General features: G+C 70.8%; 18 protein-coding genes and 1 tRNA gene. 7 read left to right on the forward strand and 12 right to left on the reverse strand.

The window, feature by feature from the left end; genetic code table 11:
* From AB0M79_RS30140 to AB0M79_RS30190, 11 genes are all read right to left on the reverse strand, one after another.
* Window positions 1-386 (reverse strand): MarR family transcriptional regulator (locus AB0M79_RS30140; protein ID WP_364220168.1); only part of this gene is annotated, 386 nt, incomplete at its 3' end.
* A 431-nt stretch (window positions 387-817) separates the two neighbouring features.
* The gene (locus tag AB0M79_RS30145) at window positions 818-1,870 is read right to left on the reverse strand and encodes a M23 family metallopeptidase (RefSeq protein ID WP_364220171.1); all 1,053 of its coding nucleotides are present in this window, start codon (window positions 1,868-1,870) and stop codon (window positions 818-820) included.
* Window positions 1,858-2,673: a replication-relaxation family protein gene (locus AB0M79_RS30150; protein ID WP_364220174.1), complete on the reverse strand. Its 816-nt coding sequence runs from the start codon at window positions 2,671-2,673 to the stop codon at window positions 1,858-1,860. The genes AB0M79_RS30145 and AB0M79_RS30150 overlap by 13 nt, the downstream gene beginning before the upstream one ends.
* A 62-nt stretch (window positions 2,674-2,735) precedes the next feature.
* On the reverse strand, window positions 2,736-4,334 hold the full coding sequence (locus tag AB0M79_RS30155) for a type IV secretory system conjugative DNA transfer family protein (protein WP_364220177.1): 1,599 nt from the start codon (window positions 4,332-4,334) through the stop codon (window positions 2,736-2,738).
* Window positions 4,331-5,590 carry a hypothetical protein gene (locus AB0M79_RS30160; protein WP_364220180.1) on the reverse strand — a complete coding sequence of 420 codons (1,260 nt, stop codon included), beginning with the start codon at window positions 5,588-5,590 and terminating at the stop codon, window positions 4,331-4,333. Before AB0M79_RS30160 ends, AB0M79_RS30155 begins: the two co-directional genes overlap by 4 nt.
* Before the next feature lie 132 nt (window positions 5,591-5,722).
* A complete protein-coding gene (locus AB0M79_RS30165) occupies window positions 5,723-7,513 on the reverse strand; it encodes a DUF87 domain-containing protein (protein ID WP_364220183.1) in 1,791 nt (596 codons plus the stop codon).
* Window positions 7,510-8,436, reverse strand: coding sequence for a PrgI family protein (locus AB0M79_RS30170; protein WP_364220186.1), 927 nt, complete (start codon window positions 8,434-8,436; stop codon window positions 7,510-7,512). Before AB0M79_RS30170 ends, AB0M79_RS30165 begins: the two co-directional genes overlap by 4 nt.
* A gap of 284 nt (window positions 8,437-8,720) precedes the next feature.
* Window positions 8,721-10,481: a hypothetical protein gene (locus AB0M79_RS30175; protein ID WP_364220189.1), complete on the reverse strand. Its 1,761-nt coding sequence runs from the start codon at window positions 10,479-10,481 to the stop codon at window positions 8,721-8,723.
* Window positions 10,481-10,927: a pilin gene (locus AB0M79_RS30180; protein WP_364220192.1), complete on the reverse strand. Its 447-nt coding sequence runs from the start codon at window positions 10,925-10,927 to the stop codon at window positions 10,481-10,483. Before AB0M79_RS30180 ends, AB0M79_RS30175 begins: the two co-directional genes overlap by 1 nt.
* Before the next feature lie 280 nt (window positions 10,928-11,207).
* Window positions 11,208-12,017: a hypothetical protein gene (locus AB0M79_RS30185; RefSeq protein ID WP_364220195.1), complete on the reverse strand. Its 810-nt coding sequence runs from the start codon at window positions 12,015-12,017 to the stop codon at window positions 11,208-11,210.
* 385 nt (window positions 12,018-12,402) lie between these two features.
* Complete coding sequence (locus AB0M79_RS30190) at window positions 12,403-13,677, reverse strand: DGQHR domain-containing protein (protein WP_364220198.1); 1,275 nt, start codon at window positions 13,675-13,677, stop codon at window positions 12,403-12,405.
* 559 nt (window positions 13,678-14,236) lie between these two features.
* On the opposite strand from AB0M79_RS30190, the gene AB0M79_RS30195 reads away from it, so the two are divergent.
* From AB0M79_RS30195 to AB0M79_RS30205, 3 genes are all read left to right on the forward strand, one after another.
* Entirely contained in the window at window positions 14,237-14,959 is a 723-nt protein-coding gene (locus tag AB0M79_RS30195; protein ID WP_364220201.1) for a hypothetical protein, read from the forward strand.
* The gene (locus AB0M79_RS30200; RefSeq protein WP_364220204.1) at window positions 14,952-15,881 is read left to right on the forward strand and encodes a DNA methyltransferase; all 930 of its coding nucleotides are present in this window, start codon (window positions 14,952-14,954) and stop codon (window positions 15,879-15,881) included. The genes AB0M79_RS30195 and AB0M79_RS30200 overlap by 8 nt, the downstream gene beginning before the upstream one ends.
* Window positions 15,882-16,167: 286 nt before the next feature.
* Window positions 16,168-17,913 carry a recombinase family protein gene (locus AB0M79_RS30205; protein WP_364220207.1) on the forward strand — a complete coding sequence of 582 codons (1,746 nt, stop codon included), beginning with the start codon at window positions 16,168-16,170 and terminating at the stop codon, window positions 17,911-17,913.
* Here the strand turns inward: AB0M79_RS30205 and AB0M79_RS30210 are convergent.
* Window positions 17,895-17,978: transfer RNA gene (locus AB0M79_RS30210), tRNA-Leu, on the reverse strand. The two genes, AB0M79_RS30205 and AB0M79_RS30210, sit on opposite strands and share 19 nt — an antisense overlap.
* 190 nt (window positions 17,979-18,168) lie before the next feature.
* Here AB0M79_RS30210 and AB0M79_RS30215 point away from each other — a divergent pair.
* The 4 genes from AB0M79_RS30215 (at window position 18,169) to AB0M79_RS30230 (ending at window position 25,041) form a co-directional block, all read left to right on the forward strand.
* Window positions 18,169-18,573 (forward strand): RidA family protein, encoded by a 405-nt coding sequence (locus AB0M79_RS30215; RefSeq protein ID WP_364220210.1) that lies wholly within the window; start codon window positions 18,169-18,171, stop codon window positions 18,571-18,573.
* A 234-nt stretch (window positions 18,574-18,807) separates the two neighbouring features.
* On the forward strand, window positions 18,808-20,886 hold the full coding sequence (locus tag AB0M79_RS30220) for a cellulase family glycosylhydrolase (protein ID WP_364220213.1): 2,079 nt from the start codon (window positions 18,808-18,810) through the stop codon (window positions 20,884-20,886).
* Between the two features lie 109 nt (window positions 20,887-20,995).
* Window positions 20,996-22,201, forward strand: coding sequence for a tetratricopeptide repeat protein (locus AB0M79_RS30225; RefSeq protein WP_364220216.1), 1,206 nt, complete (start codon window positions 20,996-20,998; stop codon window positions 22,199-22,201).
* A 170-nt stretch (window positions 22,202-22,371) separates the two neighbouring features.
* The gene (locus tag AB0M79_RS30230; protein ID WP_364220218.1) at window positions 22,372-25,041 is read left to right on the forward strand and encodes a fibronectin type III domain-containing protein; all 2,670 of its coding nucleotides are present in this window, start codon (window positions 22,372-22,374) and stop codon (window positions 25,039-25,041) included.
* The last annotated feature ends 19 nt before the right edge of the window (window positions 25,042-25,060 follow it).

The following is a 25,060-nucleotide window of genomic DNA, read 5'->3' on the forward strand; positions in this document are numbered from 1 at the left end:
GTCGTCTCGGGGGCGTCGTCGCCGGGGGTCGGCTCGTCGGTCGCGTCCGGGGTCGTCTCGGGGGCGTCGTCGCCGGGGGTCGGCTCGTCGGTCGCGTCCGGGGTCGTCTCGGGGGCGTCGTCGCCGGGGGTCGGCTCGTCGGTCGCGGTGACGGTGGCGGGGTGCCAGATGTCGGCGCTCTTGCGGTTGCCGTTGGTCGGGCCGGGGGTGCGGGTGGCGGTGCCGTCGGCCTCCATCGCGGCGAGGGCCTTGGAGGCGGTGGACTGCCCCACCCCGGCCTCGGCGGCGAGGTCACGGACGGTGATGCCGTCGGGGTGGTTGGCGAGGGTCCGGGCGACGGTAACGGCGGTGGTGGTCGGCGCGGCGGTGGTGGTGTTGGTGGACATGGCGAATAAACCTCCGTGCAATAGGGATCGGCAATAGCGATTCCGCATGCGCGTGGTGCGCATTGTTTGCGGTTTCGCCGGGGCGGTTTTTGTTGCCCACGTCCATGGACGCTCGATGCCCGATGATTGTCAACCCCGTCACGCAAGACTCTTTACGGCGACCGCGCGGCGCCACTTCCGTTCTCGATTCAGGAACCGTTCCCACCGTCCGAAACACCATTTGACGGCCCCCGGTGCGACGCTGTGACGCGTTCGACGCGCCTCCCTGGTGCTACATAGGGTGGGCAGCGCGGGGGTCGCTCACAGCGTCTGGCGGGGTTGCGGTTTTCGGGTCGGAACGACTACGCCGCGCGCCCGGCGGACCGGACGCGCGGCGCTCACCGCAACCCGTGGGGACCTTCTTGAAATGTGCGGAAAATCACTTCATGCCTTTACAGGGACACGCCTTTTCGACGCATGAAAGGAACCGGGTCAACGGCATTGTTCTCGGTGCCGGGATAGCCTTCGTGGATCTCGTAGTGCAAATGTGGGCCGGACGAGTTTCCGGAACTTCCGACGTGGCCAATTGGCTGCCCCGCTATCACCGTCTGCCCAACCCGGACAATCGGCTGTCGCACTATGTGGCAGTAACGCGAAACGATGTCGTTCGCGTGGCGGATCTCGGTGTACCAGCCGCACCCGCCGAGTCCCGGGTGGCCGTCACGGTCGCACGGCATCGGGCGGCCGGTGGGTTCCCATGAGTTGCCGTCGATGTTGCACCGCACGCGTACGACCACGCCGCTGGACGCGGCCCGGATGATGGTGCCTTTCGGGGCCATGATGTCGAACCCGTCGTGTCCGGGCCGGGCGTCGGTGCGGAAGCCGGAACCGGCCGTGCCCGCCACCGGGCGGGTCCACCCCGAGGCACTGATCGGCGCACCGTCACAGACCGGCGGCGTTCCGCCGGTGTACGCCGTCACGATCTCGGTTGCCCGTTTCTCGTGTCGGGCGTAGGCGTCCGGGTACGCCGACCGTTGCACCTTCTGTGCGGCCTCGGTGAGCGGTAGCCGTTCCCACCCAGGCACGGTGACGAGGCGTTCGTAGAACTTCCCGGCGGCGTATTCGGGGTTCATGATCTGTTCCGGGGTGCCCCATCCTTGCGACGGTCGTTGCTGGAACAGCCCCAACGAGTCGTGATCGTTGTTCGGGCCGAGGTGCCCATGGTTGATCAACGAGGACTCCTGGAGTGCGGTGGCGACCGCGATCACCCACCCGCGCGCCGGTACGCGCAACCGCTCACCCACGGTCACGATCATCGAGGCGTTATGGACCTGGTCAGCCGACAACCCCGCCGGGGTGGCACTCTGCACGGTGACCGTGCCGACGCAGCTACCCCCGGCCGCGCCCCCACCGGACACCGAGGAGACGACTCCGGCGGTGGCGGCGATGAGCAGCAGCAATCCCCCGGTAGCCCCGGCCGCGACCCATACGGCTAGCCGTCCCACGGCGCACCGTCCCCGCCCGGTGCGGGCACCTCGGCCAGACTCACCCGGTCGGGCTGCCCCACCATTCGCCAGACCGGCCCCGCCGGGCCGCCGGACGCGGCGGCGTGGTCGGCGGTGGCGGTGGCGGTGGTCACCCCGTCCGGCACCCCGGCCCGCCGCAGGTGGGCGTGCAGGTTGGTCTCACGGGCGGCGGTGGGTAGCCAGAACAGCACCGGATACGCCCGGCGGGGCGGTAGTGCGGCGTAGCCGGTCAGCTTGCCGACGACTCGGCCCAGCGTTTCGGTGCCGAGGTCGGCCTCGAGCCAAAACGGCACCGCCGGGCCGTTGTCGGACCACACGCCGTGGCCGTCCGGGCGGACCAGGTTCCCGCACGCCTCGCGGCAGCGTGCCTCGTTCCACCACCGCACCAACCGCGCGCCGGGCCGGGTGCGGGCATGAGCCGTGAGCGCGACGAAGAACCCGTTCACCGTCACCAGGTGCGCCAATGTCGGAGACATCGCGAGTCGGGCGGTGGCGTCACGCACGGCGGCCGGGCGGGGTAGCGCCTGGTCGCGTCCGGCCGCGATGATGGCCGCGCCGACCGGCCCGAGGGTCCACCGCCAGGATTGCGAGCCGGGCCGCTGGTAGTGCCGGAACCGGTCGAGGATGTCTCGGCCGTAGAGGGTGTTTAGCCGGTTGCGGGCACGGCCGACCGAGCCGAAGGCCAGGTCGACGAGCTGATCGGTCGTGAACGTCCGGTGCTGGTCGAGCAGGTCGAGCAGGAGTCGGTCTCGGGGGGTGAGCCGGCCGAGTTCGGCGGCCACGACGGACGCCGTAAGGCGGGAGCTGCCTTTGGCTGGTGTGCGGGTAGGAGGGATATCTCTTATCAGTCGGTTCCGGTCCACCGGTCCTCCTCACCGCCGTCCACGTGCGCGTATGACGTGTTCAAGGGGGCGTGTTCACCCGGCTGTTCGTGGTCGTTGCGTTGCTCGTTGGATCGCTCGTTAGAGGTCTCGTTAGACCACTCGCCCTGCACAGCGAAGGTGTTGTGTCCCGCTAGCTCCGTCACCGCGGCGTCGACCGTGACGGAAGGTTCGGGAGTGGCCGAGTCGGTGGCGGCTTCGGCGAGCAGCCGTCGCCGCTGTTCCACGGGCAGGCCGGTGTGGTCCCGGGCCGCGCGGCGTAGCTCGCCGGCACGCTCCGGGATGGCCGGTGGCGGGGGTTCGGTGTCGGCGGTGACCGGCGGCACGATCCGCCCGCCCGCGACGGGCCGCAGGACGACTTCGTAGCCGCCGAGGCGGATCAGATCGCCGTCATCGAGGTATGGCCGCAGGTGCCGGGCCTGGTCGATGGCGTCGCGGGGGGCGAGGGCGAAGTACACCTTGTTGCGGGCGTTAGCGTCGATCGCCTCGACCATGTCTCCGGACAGTTGGCCAAGGTACTGGTGGGCGAGGACGAACGAGGTGTGCAAGCCGCGGGCCTCGGCGAGGGCGTCATCGATACCGATGGGCAGGTGCAGGAAGTTGTGGCACTCGTCCAGGACGATCATCGCGTCGGGGCGATCGTCTTCGGGGATGCGGGCGCGGGCGGTGGTGGCCTGCCACAGCCCAGCGAGGAGTAGGGAGCCGACCAGGCGGGTGCCGTCTTCACCGAGGACGCCCTTTGGTAACCGTGCGAGCAGGACGCCGCCGTCGAGGATGTCGGCGAACGAGAACGTGGTGGCCGGCACTCCGAACAGCGAGGCCGCCATGGGGTGTGCCAGCACGAGGCGCAGGCGGGACAGCAGCGGGGCCACGAGGCCGGAGCGCTGGGCGGCAGGCAGTTCGTTGAACCCTTTCCAGAACTCGCTGAGGGTGTTGCCCTCCCACGCGTTCAGCTTGCTGGTGGCAACATCGACCCGTTTGGTTCTCCAGGCCGAGTCGGACAGCAGCCGCGGTAGCTGGGCGAGGGTGGCGTCTTCGACGTGGGCGAGGGTGAGCAGGCCGTGGTAGCAGATGTCGGCGGTGCGGTGCCCCCACCACCGTGACCACACCTTCGCCATCACGGCGGTGAGGTTCGCGGCGACGTCGTGCGCGCTGCCGCCGTGCACGGCCGGGTCGAGCAGGTTGATCGCCGGGGGTGCCCGGCGTTCGTCCGGGTCGATGAGGACCAGCCGGTCACCACACGACTTGGGCAGCCGGGCGAGCAGGTCTCGGATGAGGTCGCCCTTGGCCGGGTCGAACGCGGCCACGCCGCGCCCGGCGGCGACGTCGTCGAGGATCATCCGCATCAGCAGGGTCGTCTTGCCCGTGCCGGTCGGTCCAAGCGCGTGCACGTGGTAGCGGCAGTCGGTCAGGGAGATCCCGAGGCGCATCGGCGGTCCGGCGTTGGCGACGCCGATGATCTTGCCGCCCAGGCCGTGCCGCTCCTCGATCGGCACCAGTTTGAGCCTGCGGCCTTTCGCGCGGGAGTTCGAGGCGGCACCCTTGGTCTTGATCTTGTTCAAGGTGTGCTCCAGATGGTCGGTGGCTCGTCGGCCTTGGTCGCGCCGGGCTGTGCCTGCGCCGTCGTGCGCGGATGGGCCTGACGATCGGAGGTCCGGAAGATGTCGCGGGTGGCGGCCCGGCGGCGTGATGCCGCGCCGGGTAGGCCGTAGGCGGCCGGCTCGGCGGGTAGCCCTGCGATGGCGGCGGCTTCCGCGACGGAGACGAGGCTCATCCGGGCCTCGAGCACCCACCGGTCGGCCGCCGTGACCGCACCATGCCGTAGTCGGCGGCGGGTGAAGTGCGCCGACAGCAGCCCGAAGCCGGAGCTGACATCAGCGACGGCAGCGCGGGCAGCAGGCTTGGTGGGGCCGGTGGCGACGGCATGCACGGCGACGAGCAGGTGCGGTGCGTCGGCGTACTTCGCCCGCGTTTGCCGGGCCAGCTCGGCGATATACGGGTCGGTCGGGCCGGTGCGGTGCCTCGGGCTCGATGAGCCGGGGGTGAGGATGTTCAGGACTCCGAGGATCAACGCTCGCAGCCCATCGGCGAGCAGTCCGGCGGCGCGGGCGGTCCCTCGGGGGCGCCGGACGCGTTGTGGGTCGGTCATCGCGCGGCGCAGCAGCCGCAGCCGGTGAGCTGGCGCCCGGCCGAGGTGGACTTGCAGGATCGCGCCGCCGGTGCGTCCGGCCGAGGCGAGGCCGCCGTAGACGGCCCGTAGCCGGTCCTCCTCGGGGGCACCCGCGTCCACGCCCCGGCGCAGGGCGGGGGTGGTGTCCTCGACCAGGGGCAGCCATTCCGGCTGGGTGGGCCAGACCGCAAGTGCGGCTACGGCCCCCGTGGTGGGCACCGTCGGTGGGCGGGTCTGTTCGGCGCGGACGCCGGGCCAGCCCCGTTGCAGCAGCCGCACGACGGCGGTCGGGCTGACCCCCGGTGGCAGCCACAGCCCGCACCGCATTCCGTCCGGGTCGGCAGCGACCTCCCAGACGAGCCGTGCCGGGCGCAGCGCCCATCGGCGCGGCACGGGCAACACGGTGGCGAGCAGCCGCCACAGACCGATGGTGGCGGCCGGAGTGGCGGTCACCGGCGGAGTGATTTCCAGCCACCGTGCTTCGGCGGCGTGCCGCCGCCAGACGCGCCGCCGCCACACCTTCCATCCGAGCCGCGAGACGATGAGCGCCGCCACGGCGGCGAGGAGCAGCGGCCACCGGTCGCGGACGAGACGCCACACCGCGTCGGCGGCGTCGGCGCCCCAGGAGCCGCACAGCAGCTCGCCCACAACCGAGTCGGGAACGCGGCCCTGACCAGGCACACACCCGGTGGGCTCCGGAGGCGGGGATGGGGACAAGGCAGGGATGGGAACCATCGGGGACTCCGATCGGCGGTGGTGAGGGAGGCTCGTGGGCCGGGGTCAGCGGCGGCGGACAGGCGAACCGGTGACCGGGCCGGTGACGATCAACTCGTGCTCGGACGCGGAGGCGTGGCTGTGAAAGGCCACCCGCGCGGACCCAGCCGCGAGGAGCGCGTCCCCGCGTTGGCAGGACAGCAGGAACGCCCGTTCGCCGTCGGTGAGTCCGAATGCCTCGGCAACGGCGTCGATCGCCTGCGGCGCCTGCCGCAACAGCACCTGCGTGGCGGCGTTGGAGACGACGGCGCGGCCGGTCTTGGTGGCGAGCACGTCAGCGGCGTCCTGGGTCACCACGGTCAAGCCAGCGCCGTACTTGCGCGCCGACTTGGCCAAGGTCTCCAGGAACACGCCGCCACGCCCGCCGGACAGCAGTTTCCACGCCTCGTCCACCAGCACCATCCGCAGCACGTCCGGCCGAGCCCCGGAGGCGATCGCGCCGCGTACGGTGCGCCAGATCGTGTCCAGGGTGAGCAGCGTGCCGACCGGGTGCAGTTGCTCGGGTAGGTCCTTGATGGCGAACACCACGAGGTGCCCTCGGGCGAGCGTGGTGGTTGGCCCGTCGAACAGGCCCTTCATGCTGCCGGCCACGTAGGGGTGCAGGCGGGCGGCGACTCGGCGGCCGGCGTCGTCGGTGTCCTCCAGCGCGGCCATCACATCAGCGAGGAGCGGCGGTGGTCGCCGCCAGGTGCGCGGGTCGGTGGTGATGCCCTTGGCCCGGTACGCGGCCAGCACCGCGACGTCGAGGGAGCGGGCCTCGTCGCCGGGCAGCGGCTCGCTGACTGGGGTGTCGCCGCTGCCCATCACGGTCACGAGCGTGTGCAGGAACCGTGCCCGGTCGTTGAGCGCGTCGTCGCCGGGCGGCAGGTCGAGAGGGTTGATCTTCACGCCGGCCGCGCCGAGGCGGATGACCGTGCCGCCGACCGCGTCGGCCAGGCGCAGGTATTCGTCCTCGGGGTCGATGACGAACGCCTCCACCCCGAGGCACAGGTTGCGCAGCAGATCGAGCTTGGCCAGGTAGGACTTCCCTTCCCCGGAGCGGGCGAGGATGACCGTGTTGTAGTTGGACTGCGCCCACCGGTCCCAGACCACGACTCCGGCCGAGTGCAGGTTGAGCCCGAACAGCACGCCCATGCCGCTGTCCCCTGCGGTGTCAGGCAAATCGGGGCTGGTGAACGGAAAGGCTGCGGCGAGTGCGTCGGTGTCGAAGACCCGTTTCATCGCGAGCGCGTCGAAGGCGAGAGGCAGGCCGCTGATCCAGCCCTGCAACTGCCGCCACGTCACCGGCGCGGTGTTGAGCAGCAGCGATGCCGCAAGGGATCGCACCTCGGCCACCCGCTGCGCGAGGTCGTCGGGGCTGGCGCCGTGGACGGTCAGGTACAGGCCGAGGCGGAACAGGCGGGCCTCGCCTCGGGCGACACGGCCGGCCAGCTCGGCGGCGTCGGCCGCGGCGGCGTCGAGTTCGGGATCGTCGAGGCGGCCCCTGGCCGCGTCGTGGCGGCGGGAGGACTCGAACCGGCCGCGCTGCCTACGCAGCCGCTGCGAGGCCACCGCCGGCGGGACGGGCTCGATGTGGAAGGCGGCGTCGACCAGGCCCGGGTAGGACAGGATCGGCTCGGCCCACCCCGGGCCGACCTCGGCCGGGTAGCCGACCACCGCCAGGGTGGTGCTGTAGCCGTCCCCGACCCGCACGTGCCGGCCGTCGACCTCAACGGCGTCCGGGCAACCGGGCAGGATCGTGGCCGACTCGGACGCGGGACGCCGCCGCTTCGGCAGCAGTGCGGACAGCAGGCTCACAGGTCGTCACCTCCATCAGATGCGGTGCAAGCCGTGAGGGTCGGGGCGGTGGGGTCGAGGCTGGCCGCAAGCCGCACCATGGCGTCCGGCCCGTCGAGGACCCGGGCGGGAACCTCGCAGCCGGCGAGGGCGCGCACCGCCTCGGCGGCGTGATGCGCGGCGTGGTGCGCGCCACGCCGGCTACGCACGGCGACGGTGACCTGCCGGTGCAGCAGCTCGCGCTGCCCGGCCAGGTCATCGAGGAACGCCACGTGCGCGCGGGCGGCCTCCTCCAACGCGGGATGCGGCAGGCCCGGGGCGGCGGCGAGGAACCGGTCGGCGAGGTAGGTCAGGTCGACCCGCTGCGCCCGCACCACGATCTGCGCCGGCCCGTCGAGGCTGTGCAGCCACCGCGCGAACCCGGCCACCAGGCCGTTCTGCTCCCCCGGGGTCCGCAGCCCGAAGGCCACCGTCGAGGCGGCGACCAGGCTCGTGGTGCCGTCCGAACCGAGATCGATCAGCCCGTCGCCGGTGATGCCCTTCGCGGGCAGCCGCAGCGGTGCGGGCACAGGTAGCCGGTCCCCCGGCCCGGTGGTGGTGGCAACCCACGCCGGAGCCGGGATGACCGGCCCCTCGGCCGGCACGAGCCGACGCGGACTGCGGCGGTGCCGCAGCGCCGCGAGGACCCAGGCGTCGAGGCTGATGCCGTCACGGCGGCCGACCGCGAGCAGGAACGCCCCAGCGGCGACCGGCAGCCCACCTGCGGCGAACACCAGCGGGTGCACCACCGTGGCGACCGCCGTCCACGCCGCGTAGAGCAGCAGACCCGTGACGGCCAGGATCACCAACTGGCGTCCCGACAGGCCGAACGCAATCCGATCAGGGCGTTCGATGTCTGCGGGAACCCGAGCCCGCATCGGGGCCTCGTCTGCATGGCGGCTCATCGCTGATCACCTCTCGGTCTCGATGACGAGCGCCGCACCGGACCGGACGCTCGTGCCGGCGGTGGGGACGGCGGGGACGGGGACGGCCCGGTACGGACGGCGGTCGGACCCACCGGCGTCGCGCCAGCGGCCGGGGACGGCCTCGCCGCCGGGGACGGGCGCGGCGGCGAGGCCGCTAACCGGCGACCGTCCGTGGACGGCGGGACGGACGAGTCCGGTGGACGAGGCCGGGATGTGTTGGTGGCCGGTGCTCGTCGGGCGGCGGTGCTCGCGTTAGCGGCGGCTTACCCGCTCGGGGTGGCGCGCTGGGCCGCCGTAGGCCGTGTCCCGGGGGTCGAGGCTCGTCGTGACCCGCCGGCTCTCGATGCGGCCGGAGCTGCGGAGAATACCGGCGTGACCGGGCCAGGTGGCCGGCGCGGCGCGTTCTGCGGCGCTGGTGCAGCCGAGAACGTCACTGCCGGTGCCGTGCCGCCGGGTGTTGCTCTCGGTGTCGTGGTCGTGGCGTCGCTGAAGGCGACTCGGGCCGGTGGGGTGGTCGGGGACGGCGGGCTCGGGTGGGGCGGGGCTGGGTGGGAGAACTGCGCGGCCGGGACACCGCCGGATGGTGCAGGCGTTGGGGTGGACGGGACTGCCGGGCGGCTGAAGGTGGGGGCGGCGTTCGTCCCGGACGGCGCGGGTAGCGGCGTGTGGGTGACTGGGGCATGGCTGAAGGCCGTCGGTCCCGGCGGGGACGGCGGAACGGGAGTCGGCCCGGGACGGGGCGGGCGCGGTGGACGGGGCGGACGGGGGCCGCTGGGCGATGGACGGGGGCCGGGTGGACGAGGTGCCGTCCGTCCGGCGTTCCGGGCCGCGCTCGTGCCGCCCAGGACGCCGGCTGCCGCGCCAAACGTCTTGATCATGATGAAGGCGTGGACGAGTTGGCCGATCAGTCCTCGGCCGTTGCTTTGTCCGAGCGGGCCGAGGATGAACTGTCGCATCCAGCCCGGCAGCTTGATCAGCAGCCACAGCATCGTCAGGCACACAATGACGCCGAGGAGCCCTTGCCCGGTCGCTGGTATGCCCAGCACGGTCGGCCCGGCGGGGGTGAGGAACACCTTGATGCTGGCCATGACGACGATGGCCTGGGCGAGTTGCAGGCCGAGGCAGACCAGGACGCAGCGCCACCACAGGTGGGCCACACCCTCGGTGAGCGGGCTGGCGTGGCAGATCAACGCCGCCGGGGCGAACCCGAGCAGGATGACCAGCGCCGCCAGTCGCAGGACGAACGTGCACTCCAGGACGAGGCACATCACGATCACGGCGATGGCCATCAGCGCCATCAGAAAACCGTGGCCTTGCAGGGCGTTGTCCACGATCTGTCGGATCGCGGTCGCGGCGGTCGGGCCGTCGATCGTGTTGCCGGCGCTTGCCACGGTCAGCGCGTTGGTCAGCGCGATGGCCTTCTCGCCGATGATCAGGCTGCAATTGGCGAAGACCACGCCCAGGGCGATGCGGGGTAGCACGTGCTTGAGGCCGTAGCGGGTTTGCAGGGTCTCCCGGGCGGTGACCAGGAACCCTCCGGCGACGATGAACAGCACGACGACGCCGTTGGCGACGATCAGGCTGGTCGTCCAGATCGCCTTGACGTGCTCGTTGTTGGTGAGGTCGGGGGTGGACAGCCATGACGCGCCGAGGGCTTCCATCACGGGCTGGAGGGCCTGCTCGGCGGCCCACACGACCAGGTCGACCACGGCCTTGCGGATCTGGCCCCCGATGTCGTACCAGGCCGGATCATCGTCAACGGAAGGCTGGCCGGGAGCCGGGGCCGGGCCGGGCGTGGGTGCCGGCGCGGAGGGTTCCACCCCCGGCGGGCGGACGCCAGGGTCAGGCACGCCGGGCGTTGGCGGCGTGCCGGGTGCGGTAGAGGGCGGGCCGGGTGCCGGGCTCGGCTCGGCGTGCGCCGGCCCGGCCCACACGAGGGCCAGGCCGGCGAGGATCAGCACGCCACACAGCAGCAACGACACCGGTCGGACCGGGCGGCGGGATCGGATCGTGAGGGCGGTCATCAGGCCACCCATGCGCCGACGATGGTCACGAACAGCGGCGCAAGCAGCGCGAGGGCGTAGCCGATCGCGGCGGACCGCAGCGCGAGCTTGGCCTTCTCGACCTCGCCGGGGTCGCCGTTGGCGGCCAGGTAACGCAGGCCGCCGACGGTGAGGAACAGGGTGGCGACGGCGACGAGGATGCCGACGAGCCAGGTACGGATGTTGTTGGCGACCTGTTCGATCGACTCGGCGGCCAGCACCACCAGGGCGGGCTCGGCCGCGTACGCCACGTGTGGCACGGCGACGAGGGCTGCGGTCACCGCGGCGGCGTTGAGTAGGAACAGGGCGGCGCGGACAGTTCGAGGACGGTATCGACGCAGGCGGCGGACGAATGGCCGTCCGCGCCTGCCGGCCCCGAGGCAGCGGCGGGCCGCCGCCTCGGGGCGCGGGAAGGGGACGTGGTTCATGGGATGGGGCACCTCCGGTGCGCACGCCTAGGCAGCCGTGGCGGGGCGTGGGTGCGCGAGTGGGCGACGAAGGCGGGACCGGGCGGTGCGCTCGTGGGTGACCTGTGGTGCCGACCGGCGCGGCCGTCCTCCTCACCAGAAGTGGCGGTTGGGCGGGAACCGTGCGGGGTGTCAGCGCCATCAACGGTCCGGTCGGAACAGGTCACCTGCGCGGGAAGTCCCGCACTAGGGGATTACAAATCCGAGCCCTGGATTGGAAAGTCCCAGCTCAGGACGGCTGCTAGGGGCGCTTCCAGGTGGTGGGCGCGTCGAAGGCAAGGGTCGCGGTGGCCTCGTTGACCACGTCGGCGTACGGGTCGGACAGCTCGCCGGACTCGATCGCGGCCTTGAGTCGGGCAACGGCAGCCGTACGCTGCTTGTAGAGGTTCCAGCGGGGCTGGCCGGTGCGTTCGGCGTAGGCGGTGAGGCTGACCCCTTCCAGGTAGGTCGCGCCGATCAGCTCTGCCTCCTGCGCGGTGATGACCTCGGCCCTGAACGCGCGGGCAAGGACGAGATCCGGGTGACCGTACGGGGTCGGCGGCAACACTGCCCCCGGAGCGTGGTTCGGCGCCCCGGACGAGGCCGGCTCCAGCTCGCGCAGCTCGGCGCGGGCCTTCGAGAACGCGGCCGACAGCAGGCTCCCGACCACGCCCGGCCTGTCCACATCGACCGTGGCGAGAGCGCGAAGGAAGTGCTCGACGATGGCGGCCTGCACGTCGCCGGTGAACAGCTTGGCCAGCAGGTACGCCTTGAACCGCAGACCCGGCAACGCAACACCGACCGCACCGGCACGCCACGCCGAGTCGCCGGTACGGGCACGCCGCACCAGCAGCCGCCACGCCGCGTCCCGGGCGGCGTAACCGCAGGACGGGTGCATGAGGATCGCCGACAGCTCGGGCAGAGCGACGGCCCGACAGGGCAGGCCCAGGCCGAGGTTACGGCCGTCCACCGACAGCGGGCTCGGTCCCTGCCCCATCAGCCGGAACCGGTACTCGATGTCGTTGAGCAGCGTCTCGCCCGGCCGGGAAACGGCGGGGGTACGACGGTCCATGGTGGTGCTCCCTCGTGATGACCGTTGCCGTCCGGCGGGAGTGCCGGTCGGCGATGTGCCACCACGCCACCAGGGCCCTTGAACAGATCATGAACACTCATGATCTGTTCAAGGTGTCTCCACATGTCTTCAACCCAGCCGTCGCCGATCCCCGCCAATACCTCCCGACGTCAGCCGGACGCCCCCGAGTCAGATGTGCACCCCGTGATCAGGCTGTTCAAGGGGCCCTCTCCACCGGCCACAACAGCTTCGCGGTTGGCCCCTTCTAGGCGAGGCCAGCACGCCCCACACGCATACGCACCGTAGAGTCGGAACGGGCGGTCGAAGCCAGCTGCAATGGCTTCGACCGCCCGTTGACCGCGTATTGCAGTCCAAGTGTGGCCGGCTAGATGGTGATGGCGCTGTTGGTCTTCGCGATGAGGCCCCGGATCTTGCCGACGAGCCGGTCGACACCGTACCGCCCGGTGTACTCCGACGCGCTCGATGCGGAACGCCAGAACTCAGCCCCATCGATCTGGTAGTTCTCGCCGGTCTCCGGGTCGGTGCCGATGCCAGCCAGGCTAGGCAGGTCAGCCAGCAGCTGCTCGTATTGCTGCACGTCCGACAGCCGGGCGCCGCGCTGGATAACAATTGGCAGGCAGTCGGCGAGGACACGGTGCATCGTGTTGACACCGGTGGCCTTGAGTAGGACCCAGTCGCCGGGCCGCTCGGTCGGGTCGAACGGCGTCGGCAGCAGTCGGGCGATGGCCTCCCAGAAGGCGTCGATAATCAGCGCCCATTCCTGCGGACTCAGTTCGCGCGGCATCTGCGCCGTCTGCAATGGCTTAAGGCTGCCAATGAACTGAGAAACCGCGATAGAGGTGTCCTTGGAGATCTTTTCGTTCGGTTTCCGGATGCGTGTGAGCCACGGGCTTCCCTTGCTTACCAAGGCGTCGTAAACGGCAGCACCAGCAAGAAGGCTGCCCTTGTTCTTACGTTCGCTGAGGTACTCGGCCTCGTTGCTGTCCTGCCGAGCCATGCGCTGAAGCAAGTCGGCGGTCAGGTCGGTGGGGACGCTCTTGGCCTCCCGGTTGATGTAGTAGAACTGCTTGATCTCCTCATTGCGGTCGAACCCCAGCATGAGCTTGAACGGCACCGGGAAGTCGTCGCTCAGCCGGCCCCGCTCGCTGAGCATTCGGACTGCACCGCTGCGGTGCTGGCCATCAACGATCCAAGCGACGGTCTTCTCATGGAATGTGATCGTGCATGCGGCGGTGGCGCTCCCGCCGCCCTCGATCGCGTTGGCCACGTCTTGGCGATCACTGTCGGAGAAGAACCTGATTGCCACACCTGGCGGCAGGTTGAGATCAGTCCTTTCAATTTCGTCGCCGTCTTCGAGTGGCCTGACATTGGCAATGATCGGATTGGGCATCAGGCCCTGCCTGTCCTCGAAGATCCGACCTTGGCGCTTTTCCTCGCCCTCGCCGTAGAAGGAGGCCGCCTGCGCCATGCGGGTTGATGATCCACGGCGCTGGTAGCCGTTGTCTGGGTCGTTTCCCCGCTCCGGATCGTATGCGTCCACGTTGGTTGCAGCGTCAAGCTGAGACGGTGTGAACGTTGTCGACACCATGACGTTTCCGCGCTGAACCTCAACAAGGGCTGGTCGTTCGATCTCTGTCATCTCAATCCTCTAGATAGATCCCGGGCGCCGCCTGCCTGACGAACTATGCCAGACACCCGTAGCCACACGCAAGTTGTCGACAGATTCTGTCGACGAACTCCGTCGACGCCCGCCAGGCAGGCTACTCAAGGGGCTCAGCACCAGCCGCCGCCACTTCGTGGCGGCATCCTTGAGCCGCACTTCCCACGACGCAAGCACGGCGGCAAGCAGGACGGCCACGATGGACTCCCGCCGGACGCATCTCACCTCATTGCGATCTTGCAAAGGCCCAAACGGTCAGCCCGAGCTCGCGTTCAAGCCGAAGAGGATCTTGCTTAACAGGTGGGGATCTTGTTCAACCTGTCACCGTTCGCGTCGGCAATCCGCGCCGCTTGCGTGGGGCCGACAGCGGGCGCCTCGGGCCGTCTCGACCTGCGTGTTTAACCCGTTGAGGATCTTGTTCAACTGGGCGGCGTCGGGCGACGCGCCTTGATCGGCGCGGAGCCCGCTCTCCAAACCGAGGCCCGAGTTTGTAATCCCTTAGTGTCAGCGCTTGTCGGCGGACGTGGCCCACACACCCATGCCGAAGCCCAGCTTTACCGCCCTCGGTGACCGGCCTCAGCCGGCACCGGTCGGGCTGATCCTTCCCAGTATCCGCGTCCCACGCACGCCCCATCCGGGAGTGCCGGACTGGCACGGACTGTCCCCGAGCCACCTCGCCTACCTCATCCGCCGCTACACCGACGTGGGTGACGTAGTGCTCGACCTCGACGCGCACCCTGTCGCCTTCGACGCGACCGCCTACCTGCGCCGGATACCGGCCCGGCTGTTCAACGGCAGTCACGGGCTACGCCTGCTGCTTCTACCGCCCGTGCCCGGACGCCGGAACCGCCGCGTGACGCACCAACCCGGTGCAGGTGTCGACCTGATCCTGGCGACACTGCCGAACGGAACCGAGCGCCTCGCGCCGGGCGGCACGGCCACAGCGATGAGCACGTGGCGGCCTCTACTGCGCCCTGGCGGGTTCCTGATCGTCGGACTCACCACCGCGCCGCCTCAGCCGGGCGAGTTCAGCCACCGCGCCACGGTCATCGCCGCCGCCCGCGCAGCCGGCCTCTTCTACCACCAGCACATCCCCGCCATCCTCGTCCCGCTCCCCGAACACGAGCCACGTACCGCCCCGGGACGTCCCGCCGAGACCGACGACGGGCGGCGTCTGCTCGCCGGCCGCCACCTTCCGACGTTCCGGAATTTGGTCGTGTTCGGCACCACCGCCACCGGTGAGGAGAACGCCCATGTCTGAGCCTCGTCCGCCGTTCCGCAACGCCAGCCCGCACAACTCCGAACCGTCGCAGCCCGACGCAGCTAGTCTGGTGGCCCTGCTCGCCGAGGGCTGCCTCGGGTCGGTCTGGCTTACCGGCCAAAACGCGTCGCGTGACCTGCGGCGCGGCCGGTACACCCCGGAGTCGCTGACGCATCCCGGCAAGATGCTGCCGACCATCCCCCGGTATGCCATCCGTACCTACACCGACCCCGGTGATGTGGTACTCGACCCCATGGCCGGCATCGGCACCACCGTCATCGAGGCCATGCACCTCGGCCGTCACGGCGTCGGGGTCGAGTACGAAGCCGAATGGGTAGCCAAGGCGGCCGACAACATCCGCCACACCGTCCAAACGGGGGCACCGGGTCGGGGCGAGATCTACCACGGGGACTCGACCGCGCTACCGGCGCTGCTGCCGGCGAGCCTGCACGGGCAGGTCTCCCTGGTGATCACCTCACCGCCGTATGGAGCGTCCACCCACGGCCACGTCCGCACCCCTGGCCCGAGACGCGGCAAGGTCCGCAAGCTCCACCACAAGTACGGCAGCGGGGACAACCTCGCCTACCGCAACCACGGCCAACTCGCCGACGGGTTCACCGCGATCCTCGCCGGCTGCCGGCGCCTGCTGCGGCCCGGCGGACACGTCGTCGTCACCGCCCGGCCCTACCGCCGCCACGGCGAACTCATCGACATTCCCGGCATGGTCGCCACCGCTGGCATCAACGCCGGACTCGAACTCGTCGAGGAGTGCATCGCCCTCATCTGCGGCGTCCGCAACGGCGTGATCATCCCCCGAGCCTCGTTCTTCCAACAGAAGAACGTCCGCGATGCCATCGCCACTGGCGACCCGCAATGGCTCGTCCAGCACGAAGACCTAGTCGTCCTCCGAGCGCCGCTCTGATGAGTGACAGGTGGCCGGACGAACCGGCTGACACCCTCGCGACGAAACCGACGCCGACCGTCGAGTCTGGCACCGAACCGGAGCTGACCGACGCCGTGGCCCGCGCGCTGCTGACCTTACTGCAACGCTCGTCAGGCAAGAGTCGTCGTCAGGGTCCGGTCGAGCCCTCCGACGCTTGATCGCTTCATGTCGGTATGCGTGGATCTGTTGACAGCGCGTCCGCCGGCTATCCAAATTCCTGGGTTGCCGGCGGGCGCGTACCCATTGCACCCGGAAGGCACATTTCGTGAGAATTGACGTATCCCGCATCGAAGATGCAGCCACTGCCCTGCTCGACCACCACGAATACCAGCGTTTCGCGTTCTACGGCCGGGTCTCCACGGAGGACCAACAAGATCCAGTGGCGTCGAGGAACTGGCAGCTCACCCGCGCTACCAGCCTCATCGAACCGGCCGGAGGCATCATCGTCGCCGACTTCTTCGACGTCGGTCTTTCCCGCTCGCTGCCATGGAAGCGGCGGCATCACGCCGCCAGGCTGCTCGACGCTCTCGCTAACCCGAGCCGTGGATTCGACGCAGTCGTGATCGGTGAGCCCCAACGCGCGTTCTACGGCAACCAGTACAGCCTGACCATGCCCGTCTTCTCGCACTACGGCGTCGGCCTATGGGTGCCCGAGGTCGGTGGCGCGATCGATCCCGAGTCCGAAGCCCACGACCTGATCATGAGCGTGTTCGGTGGCATGTCCAAGGGCGAGCGCACTCGCGTGAAGGTCCGCGTGCGCACTGCGATGACCTCGCAGGCGAAGATCGAGGGCCGGTTCCTCGGTGGGCGCCCGCCGTACGGGTACCGCCTCGCCGACGCTGGGCCGCACCCAAACCCGGGCAAGGCCGCCGATGGCCGTCGCCTGCACAAGCTGGAACCCGACCCGGCCACCGCGCCGGTTGTCCGGCGAATCTTCGCCATGTACCTCGCCAACAACGGCTACTTCGCCATCGCCGAAGCGCTCACCCGCGACGGCATCCCTTCCCCGTCAGCCGCCGACCCCGCCCGCAACCCCCACCGCACCGGCGAAGGCTGGGCCAAGAGCGCCGTCAAGAACATCTTGTCCAACCCCCGCTACACCGGCCGCCAGGTGTGGAATAAGCAGCGTAAGGACGAGGTACTCCTTGACGTCAACGACGTCGCCCTCGGCTACGAGACCCGGATGCGCTGGAACGACAGAGACTCCTGGGTGTGGTCCGACACGATCGCGCATCCGCCGCTCGTCACCGTCAACGACTTCGAACTGGTGCAGACGATCATGGCGGCCAGCGGCCGGGGCCGCACCGGCACCCGACAGCGGAACGTGCGTCGCCACTACCTGCTTCGCGGCCTCATGCTCTGCGGACTGTGCGGACGCAAGATGCAGAGCCACCAGGCACACGAGGCCGCCTACTACCGGTGCCGCTACCCCAACGAGTACGCCCTCGCCAACCACGTCCAGCACCCCCGCAACGTCTACATCGCGGAACGAGATATCGTCCCCGCCCTCGACAACTGGCTCCTCACCGCGTTCGCCCCGCACCGGCTGACCGATACGATCCGCCGGCTTCACGCCGCTCAACCCGACGCCGCACCCGGCACCGTCCCGCCGGAAATCACCGCCGCGAATAAGATCATTGCCGCGTGCGACGCCAAACTCGTTCAGTACCGCGCCATCGCAGACGCCGGAGGCGACCCCGCCACCGTCGCCGCCTGGATGGCCGAGGTCGACGCCCAACGCGCCACCGCCATCGCCCGACGCGACAAGGCAGCGGCAGCGCAGGAGCCGCCTCCCCACCGCCTTACCAAGGACGACATCCGACGCCTCGTCGGCAGCTTCGATGACATCCGTAACACGCTGCGGGACGCTGACAGCAAGGACAAGAGCAACGTCTACCGCGAGCTACGACTGGCTCTCACCTACCACCCCGGCCAAAACAAAATCAGCGTCGAGGCTACGCCTGACGCTGATTACTGTGGGGTAACTGTACGTGTCCGAGGGGGGACTTGAACCCCCACGCCCTATACGGGCACTAGCACCTCAAGCTAGCGCGTCTGCCATTCCGCCACCCGGACTTACACGTTCCACCCTACCGGAGATCGACCAGACGATCTCTCGTCCGGCTTCGGCCTCCTTCAGGGGCACGGGGCATTACTGTACACGGGCCGTACGGGCATCGCACAACGCCCCGCCCGCCCCCCGCCGAACCCGGGCTGAGCAGCAAATTCGAGGGCGACGGCGATCGCCGGCCGGCAGACTGCCCGGATGACGATCACCCGAATCAACCCCGAAGCCCTGCACGCCACTCCCGGCTACCACCACGTGACGGTCGTGGAGGCGGGCCGTACCGCGTATCTCGCCGGGCAGTGCCCGCTCGGCCCGGACGGCACGCTGGTCGGGGCCGGCGACGTCGACGCGCAGGTCGACCAGGTGGTGTCGAACGCGCTGACGGCACTGGTCGCGGTCGGGGCCGGCCCGGACCGGGTCGTGCGCACCGTGATCTACGTGGTCAGCGACGACGGCGCGGTGCTGGCCGGGGTGTGGCGGCGGTTGCTGGCGTCGCCGCTGGCGCCGGCGTTCACCACGGCGAGCACGCTGGTCGGGGTGGCCCAGCTCGGGTTCCCCGGTCAACTGGTGGAGCTGGACGTGACGGCGTCGCTGCCCGGCTGACGGCGCCGGGGCGCCTTGGGGAGGGCAAGGCCGCGCAGGGCGAGCACGACCTGCGCGGCCACCTCTATATTCGCACCTCGCCGGACCTGCCCATATAGAGTTCAAGCGATTGACAAAGTTTGGATTCCATACTTATTCTCCTGGTCAGTCCGGGCGCCCTCCGCGGTCAGCACGGCGCCCCGCCGTAACCCGTCCCCCCGAAACGGCACGCACTTTCCCCTGGCGAGGAGCACCATGACCGGTTTGCGCAGCACGACAAGACGGACCCGATGGCGGAACGGCCTGCTCGCGAGCGGCCTGTCGGTCCTGCTGGCGGCCCTCGGCCTGACGTTCGCCGTCAGCGCCCAGGCCGCCGCCGGCTGCCGGGTCGTCTATACCGCCCCGAACCAGTGGCCGGGCGGCTTCACCGCCAACGTCGCCATCACCAACCTCGGCGACCCACTCAACGGCTGGAGCCTGACCTGGACTTTCCCGTCCGGGCAGCAGGTCACCCAGGCATGGAACGCCAACGTCACCTCGTCCGGCGCCAACGTCACCGCCACCAACGTCAGCTACAACGGCGCCCTGGCCACCAACGCGACCGTGTCGTTCGGCTTCAACGGCTCCTCGACCGGCGCCAACACCGCCCCGTCGTCGTTCGCGCTCAACGGCGTCACCTGCACCGGCAGCGTCGGCCCGACCACCCCGCCGCCGACCTCGCCGCCGCCGACCGGCAACCCGACCGACCCGGCCGCGGCCGTCGCCGCGATGCAGCCCGGCTGGAACCTCGGCAACTCGTTCGACGCCACCGGCGACGGCGAAACCTCCTGGGGCAACCCGCGGGTGACCGCGCAACTGCTCGACAACATCAAGGCCCAGGGCTTCAAGAGCATCCGGATCCCGGTCACCTGGGGCCAGCACCACGGGGCGGCGCCCAACTACACGATCAACTCGACCTACCTCAACCGGGTCAAGGAGGTCGTGGACTGGGCCCTCGCCGACGACTTCTACGTGATGATCAACATCCATCACGACTCGTGGCAGTGGATCGCGAACATGCCCAGCAACCGCACCACGGTGCTGGCCCGCTACAACGCGATCTGGACCCAGGTGGCGAGCACCTTCCGCAACTCCTCACCGAAGCTCGTCTTCGAAAGCGTCAACGAACCCCAGTTCACCGGCAGCTCCGGTGACGCCCAGAACGCCACGCTGCTGCACGAACTCAACACCTCCTTCCACAGCATCGTGCGGCAGTCCGGCGGCAACAACGCCACCCGCCTGCTGGTCCTGCCGACCCTGCACACCTCGTCCGACCAGCCCCGGATCGACGAACTCGTCGCCACGTTCGACGCCCTCGACGACCCCAACCTGATCGCGACCTACCACTTCTACGGCTACTGGCCGTTCAGCGTGAACGTCGCCGGCGGCACCCGCTTCGACGCCACCGTGCAGAAGGACCTCACCGACGCCTTCGACCGCATCCACACCGCGTTCACCGCCCGCGGCATCCCGGTCATCCTCGGCGAGTACGGCCTGCTCGGCTTCGACCGGCACACCGGCACCATCCAGCAGGGCGAGAAGCTGAAGTTCTTCGAGTTCCTCGGCCACTACGCCCGGGCCAGGCAGATCACCACGATGTGGTGGGACAACGGCCAACACTTCAACCGCAACACCCACCAGTGGAACGACGCCGAACTGTTCGCCCAGATCAAGTCGAGCTGGACCACCCGGTCCGGCACCGCCTCCAGCGACCAGGTCTTCAGCGCCCGCGCCAGCGCCGTCACCGCCAAGTCCCTCACCCTGAACCTCAACGGCACGTCGTTCGTCGGGCTCCGGCACGGCAACACCGACCTGGTACGGGGCACCGACTACACCGTCAGCGGCGACCAGTTGACGCTGACCGCCGCCGCCCTGACCCGACTGAGCGGCAACCGGGCGTACGGGACCAACGCGGTGCTGTCGGCCCGCTTCTCCCAGGGCGTCCCGTGGCGGATCAACCTCGTCACCTACGACCGGCCGGTGCTGGCGAACGCCACCGGGACGACCGGCGCGTTCACGATCCCGACCACGTTCCGCGGCGACCAGCTCGCCACCATGGAGGCGACGTACGCCGACGGCAGCAACGCCGGCCCGCACAACTGGACGCCGTTCAAGGAGTTCGACCACACCTTCGCGCCGAACTACACCGCGAACAACATCGTGCTCAAGCCGGAGTTCTTCGCCGAGGTCAACGACAACTCCCGGGTCACCCTGCGGTTCCACTTCTGGAGCGGCGAGATCGTCACCTACTACGTCACCAAGTCCGGAGGCAACGTCACCGGCACCACCAGCTGATCCCGCGAGCAGCCGAAGGCCCCGTCCACCGGATGTCCGGTGGACGGGGCCGCCCGTACCCGGGACCCCCGTTGACACCACGGCCGGGTGACGGGGGAGCATGACGGGCGTGTCATCGCCCTCGCCCTTCGACGCCGTCCGGCGTGACGTGCAGGCGTTCCGCGCCGCCGGCGACCTGGACTCGGCGCGCGGGCTGCTGGCCGAGGCCCTGGTCGCGGCCCGGCCGGCGTACGGCGAGGACCACCCCGAGATCCTCGGTCTGGCCCACCAGCTCGGCCGCCTGCACCGTGAGGCCGGTGACCCGGCCGGCGCCCGGCGGGTGCTCGAGGAGGCCATCGCCGCCGGCGAGCGCCGCCACGGCCACGCCGACGCGCTGATGCTGGGCCTTTCGTTCGATCTCGGCACGGTCGCCGAGGAACTCGGCAACCGGCACGAGGCCAGCCGCAACTTCGGCCGGGTCGCCCGGTTCGGGCCGGCCACGCTGGGCGCCGACCACTGGGCGGTGAGCGCCGCCCGCGCCTACCTGGGCGACGACGCACCGGCACCACAGGGCGAGCCGCCGGCCGCGCCGGCCCCACCCGCTCCGGCGCACCCACCGGCACCCGCGCCACCCCCACCACCCGCACCCGCACCCACGCCACCCAATCTCCCGCCCCCGGCCGCGGCACGCCCCGCCGGGCGGGCGCAGGTGTCACCGGCCGCCCCGGCCCGGCCCGCGACGCCCCCCGGGCAGCCCGGCACGCCGCCGCCGGTGCCGGCCGTACCGCCCGGGGTCGAGTCGCTGGACACCCCGTACCCGGACCCGACGGCGGGCCGGCTGCCGCCGTACCCGCCGCTCGAACCGCAACCGGCGACCCCGGCGCCGGCCGCGCGGCCGGCGGGCGGCCGCGGCCGGGCACCGGTCGTCGTCGCGGCGGCCGCCGCGGTCGTCGCCGCGGTGTCCGCGACCGTGACCGCCGTCATGGTGCTGCGCGACGACCCGACGCCTCCCCCGCCGCCGACCGCACCGACCGCGGGGCCGGTCGTCGACGGCGAACCACCGACCGGGGTACGGGTCCGCGACGACGGCACCGCCATCACCGTGACCTGGGAGGACCCGAGCCCCGGTACGGTCCCGTTCATCGTCGCCGGCGGCCGGGCCGGACAGCAGCTACGTGCCATGGCCACCATCAACCCCGGCGAGACCAGCCACACCGTCAACGGGCTCAACCCACGCCTGAACTACTGCTTCACCGTGCTCGCGGTCTATTCGACCGAGCGGTACGCCACCTCCGGCCAGGTGTGCACCGACCGGTCCGGCTCCACGCCGGACTGACCCGACCCGCACTCCGGCGGTTGTCCACAGCCACGTCCGGGTGGTTGTCCACAGGCTGGCAAAGCGGCATTCCGTCTCCGCCGGAGCACCCCATAGGATGACCCCCGGTCCGGGGAGGAACACACACTGCAAAGTGCGGAGACATCGACCGCACACGGGGAGGCAGGAACGTGGTCACCACAGCCAGCGGCGACACCGGCAGCACGACGGCGCCGCCGCCCGACGGCCGGAAACGGTTCAGCCGGCTCCTCCCCCGCTGGTCCCGCCCCCGGGGCGGTCTCGTCACCGTCGGCACCGTCCTGGCGCTCGTCGCCGCGATGGGCCTGACGGTGCTCGGTCTCGGCTCCGCCGACAACGCGGTGGCCAGCTACGACGCCAGCTCCTGGCTGTGGAGCGTCGCCCGTGGCGAGGCCGCCCGGGTCAACGGCGTCACCGGCCGGGTCGACACCCGCGTCGCGGTGCCGCAGACCCGCAGCCACCCGATGCAGGTCGTCCAGACCGACCGGTTCCTGCTGCTGCGCGACCTCGACACCGGCCAGGTCAGCTCCCTCGACCTGGCCACCCTGCAGATCACCGCGACGACGCCGACGACCGCCGGATTCGGCGTCAGCGTCGCCCTGCACGGCGACGCCGCGTTCGTCGTCGACGCCGTCCAGGGCCTGGTCCGGCAGCTCGACCCGCGCACCCTGGTCCCCATCGGCGAACCCGTCCGCTACCCGCCGGGCATCACCGGCGGGGCGTTCGACGGCGACGGCCGGCTGTGGATCGCCGTACCCAGCGAGGGCACCGTCTCCGCGGTGACCGCGGCGCCGCTGCCGTCGGCCGCGCCGACCGCGGCGAGCGCCGCCGGCGAAGGGGTCAGCCCCAAGCAGGTCCGCACCGTCGCCGTCGCCGAACCCAGCCACGACCTGACCATCTCCACCCTCGACGACGGGGTCGCCGTCCTCAACCGGACGGCGAACACGCTGACCACCGTGCGCGGCGAGGACCAGAAGGTCGTCACCCTGACCACCGGCGGACCGGGTGCGCTGCCCACCCACACCAGCGGCGACCGGGTGCCGGTCACCGTCGCCGAGGAGCGGCAGATCTACGTCGTGGACGACAGCGGCGTACGCCAGTTCGCGGTCCCCGGCAACGGTGTGCGGCTGCGGCCGGCGGTGTCGTTCGCCGACCGGTTCTACTGCGCCGACGAGGACACCGGCACCGTCTACTCCTTCGACCTCGCCGGCCAGCTCGTCGACCGGATCGAGGTCAAGGGGGCCGGCGGTCCGCTCGAACTGGAGGTGCGCGAGGGCCGGCTGTTCATCAACGCACCGAACTCCTCGACCGCCCGCGTCGTGGACGACAAGCACGAGGTGCGGGTCGTCGACAAGTACGCCAACGACATCCTGGGCGGCGACCCGCCGCCGGACCCGCCGGCCCCGCCGCCGCCGACGAAGCCGGTGGTCGACAAGCCGAGCGCGCCGCGCACCGTCACCGCGACGGCCGGCGACGCCCGCGCCCGGATCACCTGGCGGGCGGCGGCCGCCAACGGCTCCACCATCACCCGCTACGTCGTCGAGGGCGACGGCCGCACCTTCGAGGTCGGCGCCAACCAGCGCTCGTTCGAGGTCACCGGGCTGACCAACGGCGAGACATACCGGTTCTCGGTCCACGCCGTCAACGCCAAGGGTCCCGGCCCGGCCCGCACCAGCAACCCGGTCGTGCCGACCTCCGAGGTGCCGGTCGCGCCGACGGAGGTCACCGCCGAGGAACGCGCCGACGGGACCGTGCTGGTGCGCTGGCCGGCGTCGGACGGCCAGGGCCACCGGATCGCCCGCTACACCGTGACCGCCGTGTCCGCCGGCGCGACCGCGCCCGCCGGCGACTCCCGCAACACCGAACTCGTCATCCCGGCCGGCGAACTCGAATACGGCACCCAGTACGCGTTCACCGTCTCGGCCGTCAGCGCCAACGGCGCCGCCTCGGCAGCGTCGCCGGTCAGCAACACCGTGGTGCCGTACACGGCGCCGGGGCGGCCGGGGGCGCTGGCCGCCTCCACCGTCGCCGACCGGCCCGGAACCGTGCAGGTCGTCTGGGCGGCCCCGGCCGCCAACGGCCGCCCGATCAGCCATTACGTCGTCGAGGCCGGCGGCCGGCGCACCGAGGTCACCGACACCCGGGCCCGCGTCGAGGGGCTCGGCGACGGCCAGAACGTCACGGTCCGGGTCCGAGCGGTCAACGCCGCCGGCGAGGGCCCCGAGGCCACCGACACCGCCCGCACCGTCGCGCCGCCACGGGTCACCGTCACCGGCAGCTCGGCGACCGCGACCAGCGTGACCGTCACGTTCACCACCGACACCGGTGGCGGCCAGGCGACCTGCTCGCTGGCGATCGCCGGGGCGACCACCGCGACCGGCGGCTGCACGTCGCTGACCGTACGCGGGGTGCGGCCGGGGACGACCCACCGGTTCACCGTCACCGCCGAGAACGCCGCCGGCGAGGGCACCGCCACCGGCAGCCGGGCCACCGAGATCCTGTACGGGACGGCGACCTGCCGCAACGGCGACTCCGGCGAGGAAGCGACCTACTGCGACCGCGACCACGCCGGCCGCAACGGCAACGAGATCTTCGAGGTGCCGAGGCAGGACAACGACCGGCAGGCCGGCTGGGCCCGGCCCGGCACCCGGCTCGCCACCTACTGCAAGGTGCGTGGCGAGGAGGTCTTCGCCTACATCTACAACGACAACAAGCGCAGCACCTGGTGGATCCAGGTCGACTACCAGGGCCGCAACTACATCCCGTGGGTCTGGATCAACCTCGACGGCGGCGACGACGTCAACGTCCTCCCCAACTGCTGAACCGCCCGCAACCCTGAGG

This window comes from Polymorphospora sp. NPDC051019 (genome assembly GCF_040683055.1).
Classification (GTDB): domain Bacteria; phylum Actinomycetota; class Actinomycetes; order Mycobacteriales; family Micromonosporaceae; genus Polymorphospora; species Polymorphospora lycopeni.

Bases quoted from the DNA above. Each gene is read 5' to 3' on its own strand.
- AB0M79_RS30180 (WP_364220192.1), bottom strand. From the start codon at position 10,927: ATGAACCACGTCCCCTTCCCGCGCCCCGAGGCGGCGGCCCGCCGCTGC.
- AB0M79_RS30185 (WP_364220195.1), bottom strand. From the start codon at position 12,017: ATGGACCGTCGTACCCCCGCCGTTTCCCGGCCGGGCGAGACGCTGCTC.
- AB0M79_RS30220 (WP_364220213.1), top strand. From the start codon at position 18,808: ATGACCGGTTTGCGCAGCACGACAAGACGGACCCGATGGCGGAACGGC.
- AB0M79_RS30170 (WP_364220186.1), bottom strand. From the start codon at position 8,436: ATGAGCCGCCATGCAGACGAGGCCCCGATGCGGGCTCGGGTTCCCGCA.
- AB0M79_RS30215 (WP_364220210.1), top strand. From the start codon at position 18,169: ATGACGATCACCCGAATCAACCCCGAAGCCCTGCACGCCACTCCCGGC.
- AB0M79_RS30175 (WP_364220189.1), bottom strand. From the start codon at position 10,481: ATGACCGCCCTCACGATCCGATCCCGCCGCCCGGTCCGACCGGTGTCG.
- AB0M79_RS30195 (WP_364220201.1), top strand. From the start codon at position 14,237: ATGCCGAAGCCCAGCTTTACCGCCCTCGGTGACCGGCCTCAGCCGGCA.
- AB0M79_RS30190 (WP_364220198.1), bottom strand. From the start codon at position 13,677: ATGACAGAGATCGAACGACCAGCCCTTGTTGAGGTTCAGCGCGGAAAC.
- AB0M79_RS30200 (WP_364220204.1), top strand. From the start codon at position 14,952: ATGTCTGAGCCTCGTCCGCCGTTCCGCAACGCCAGCCCGCACAACTCC.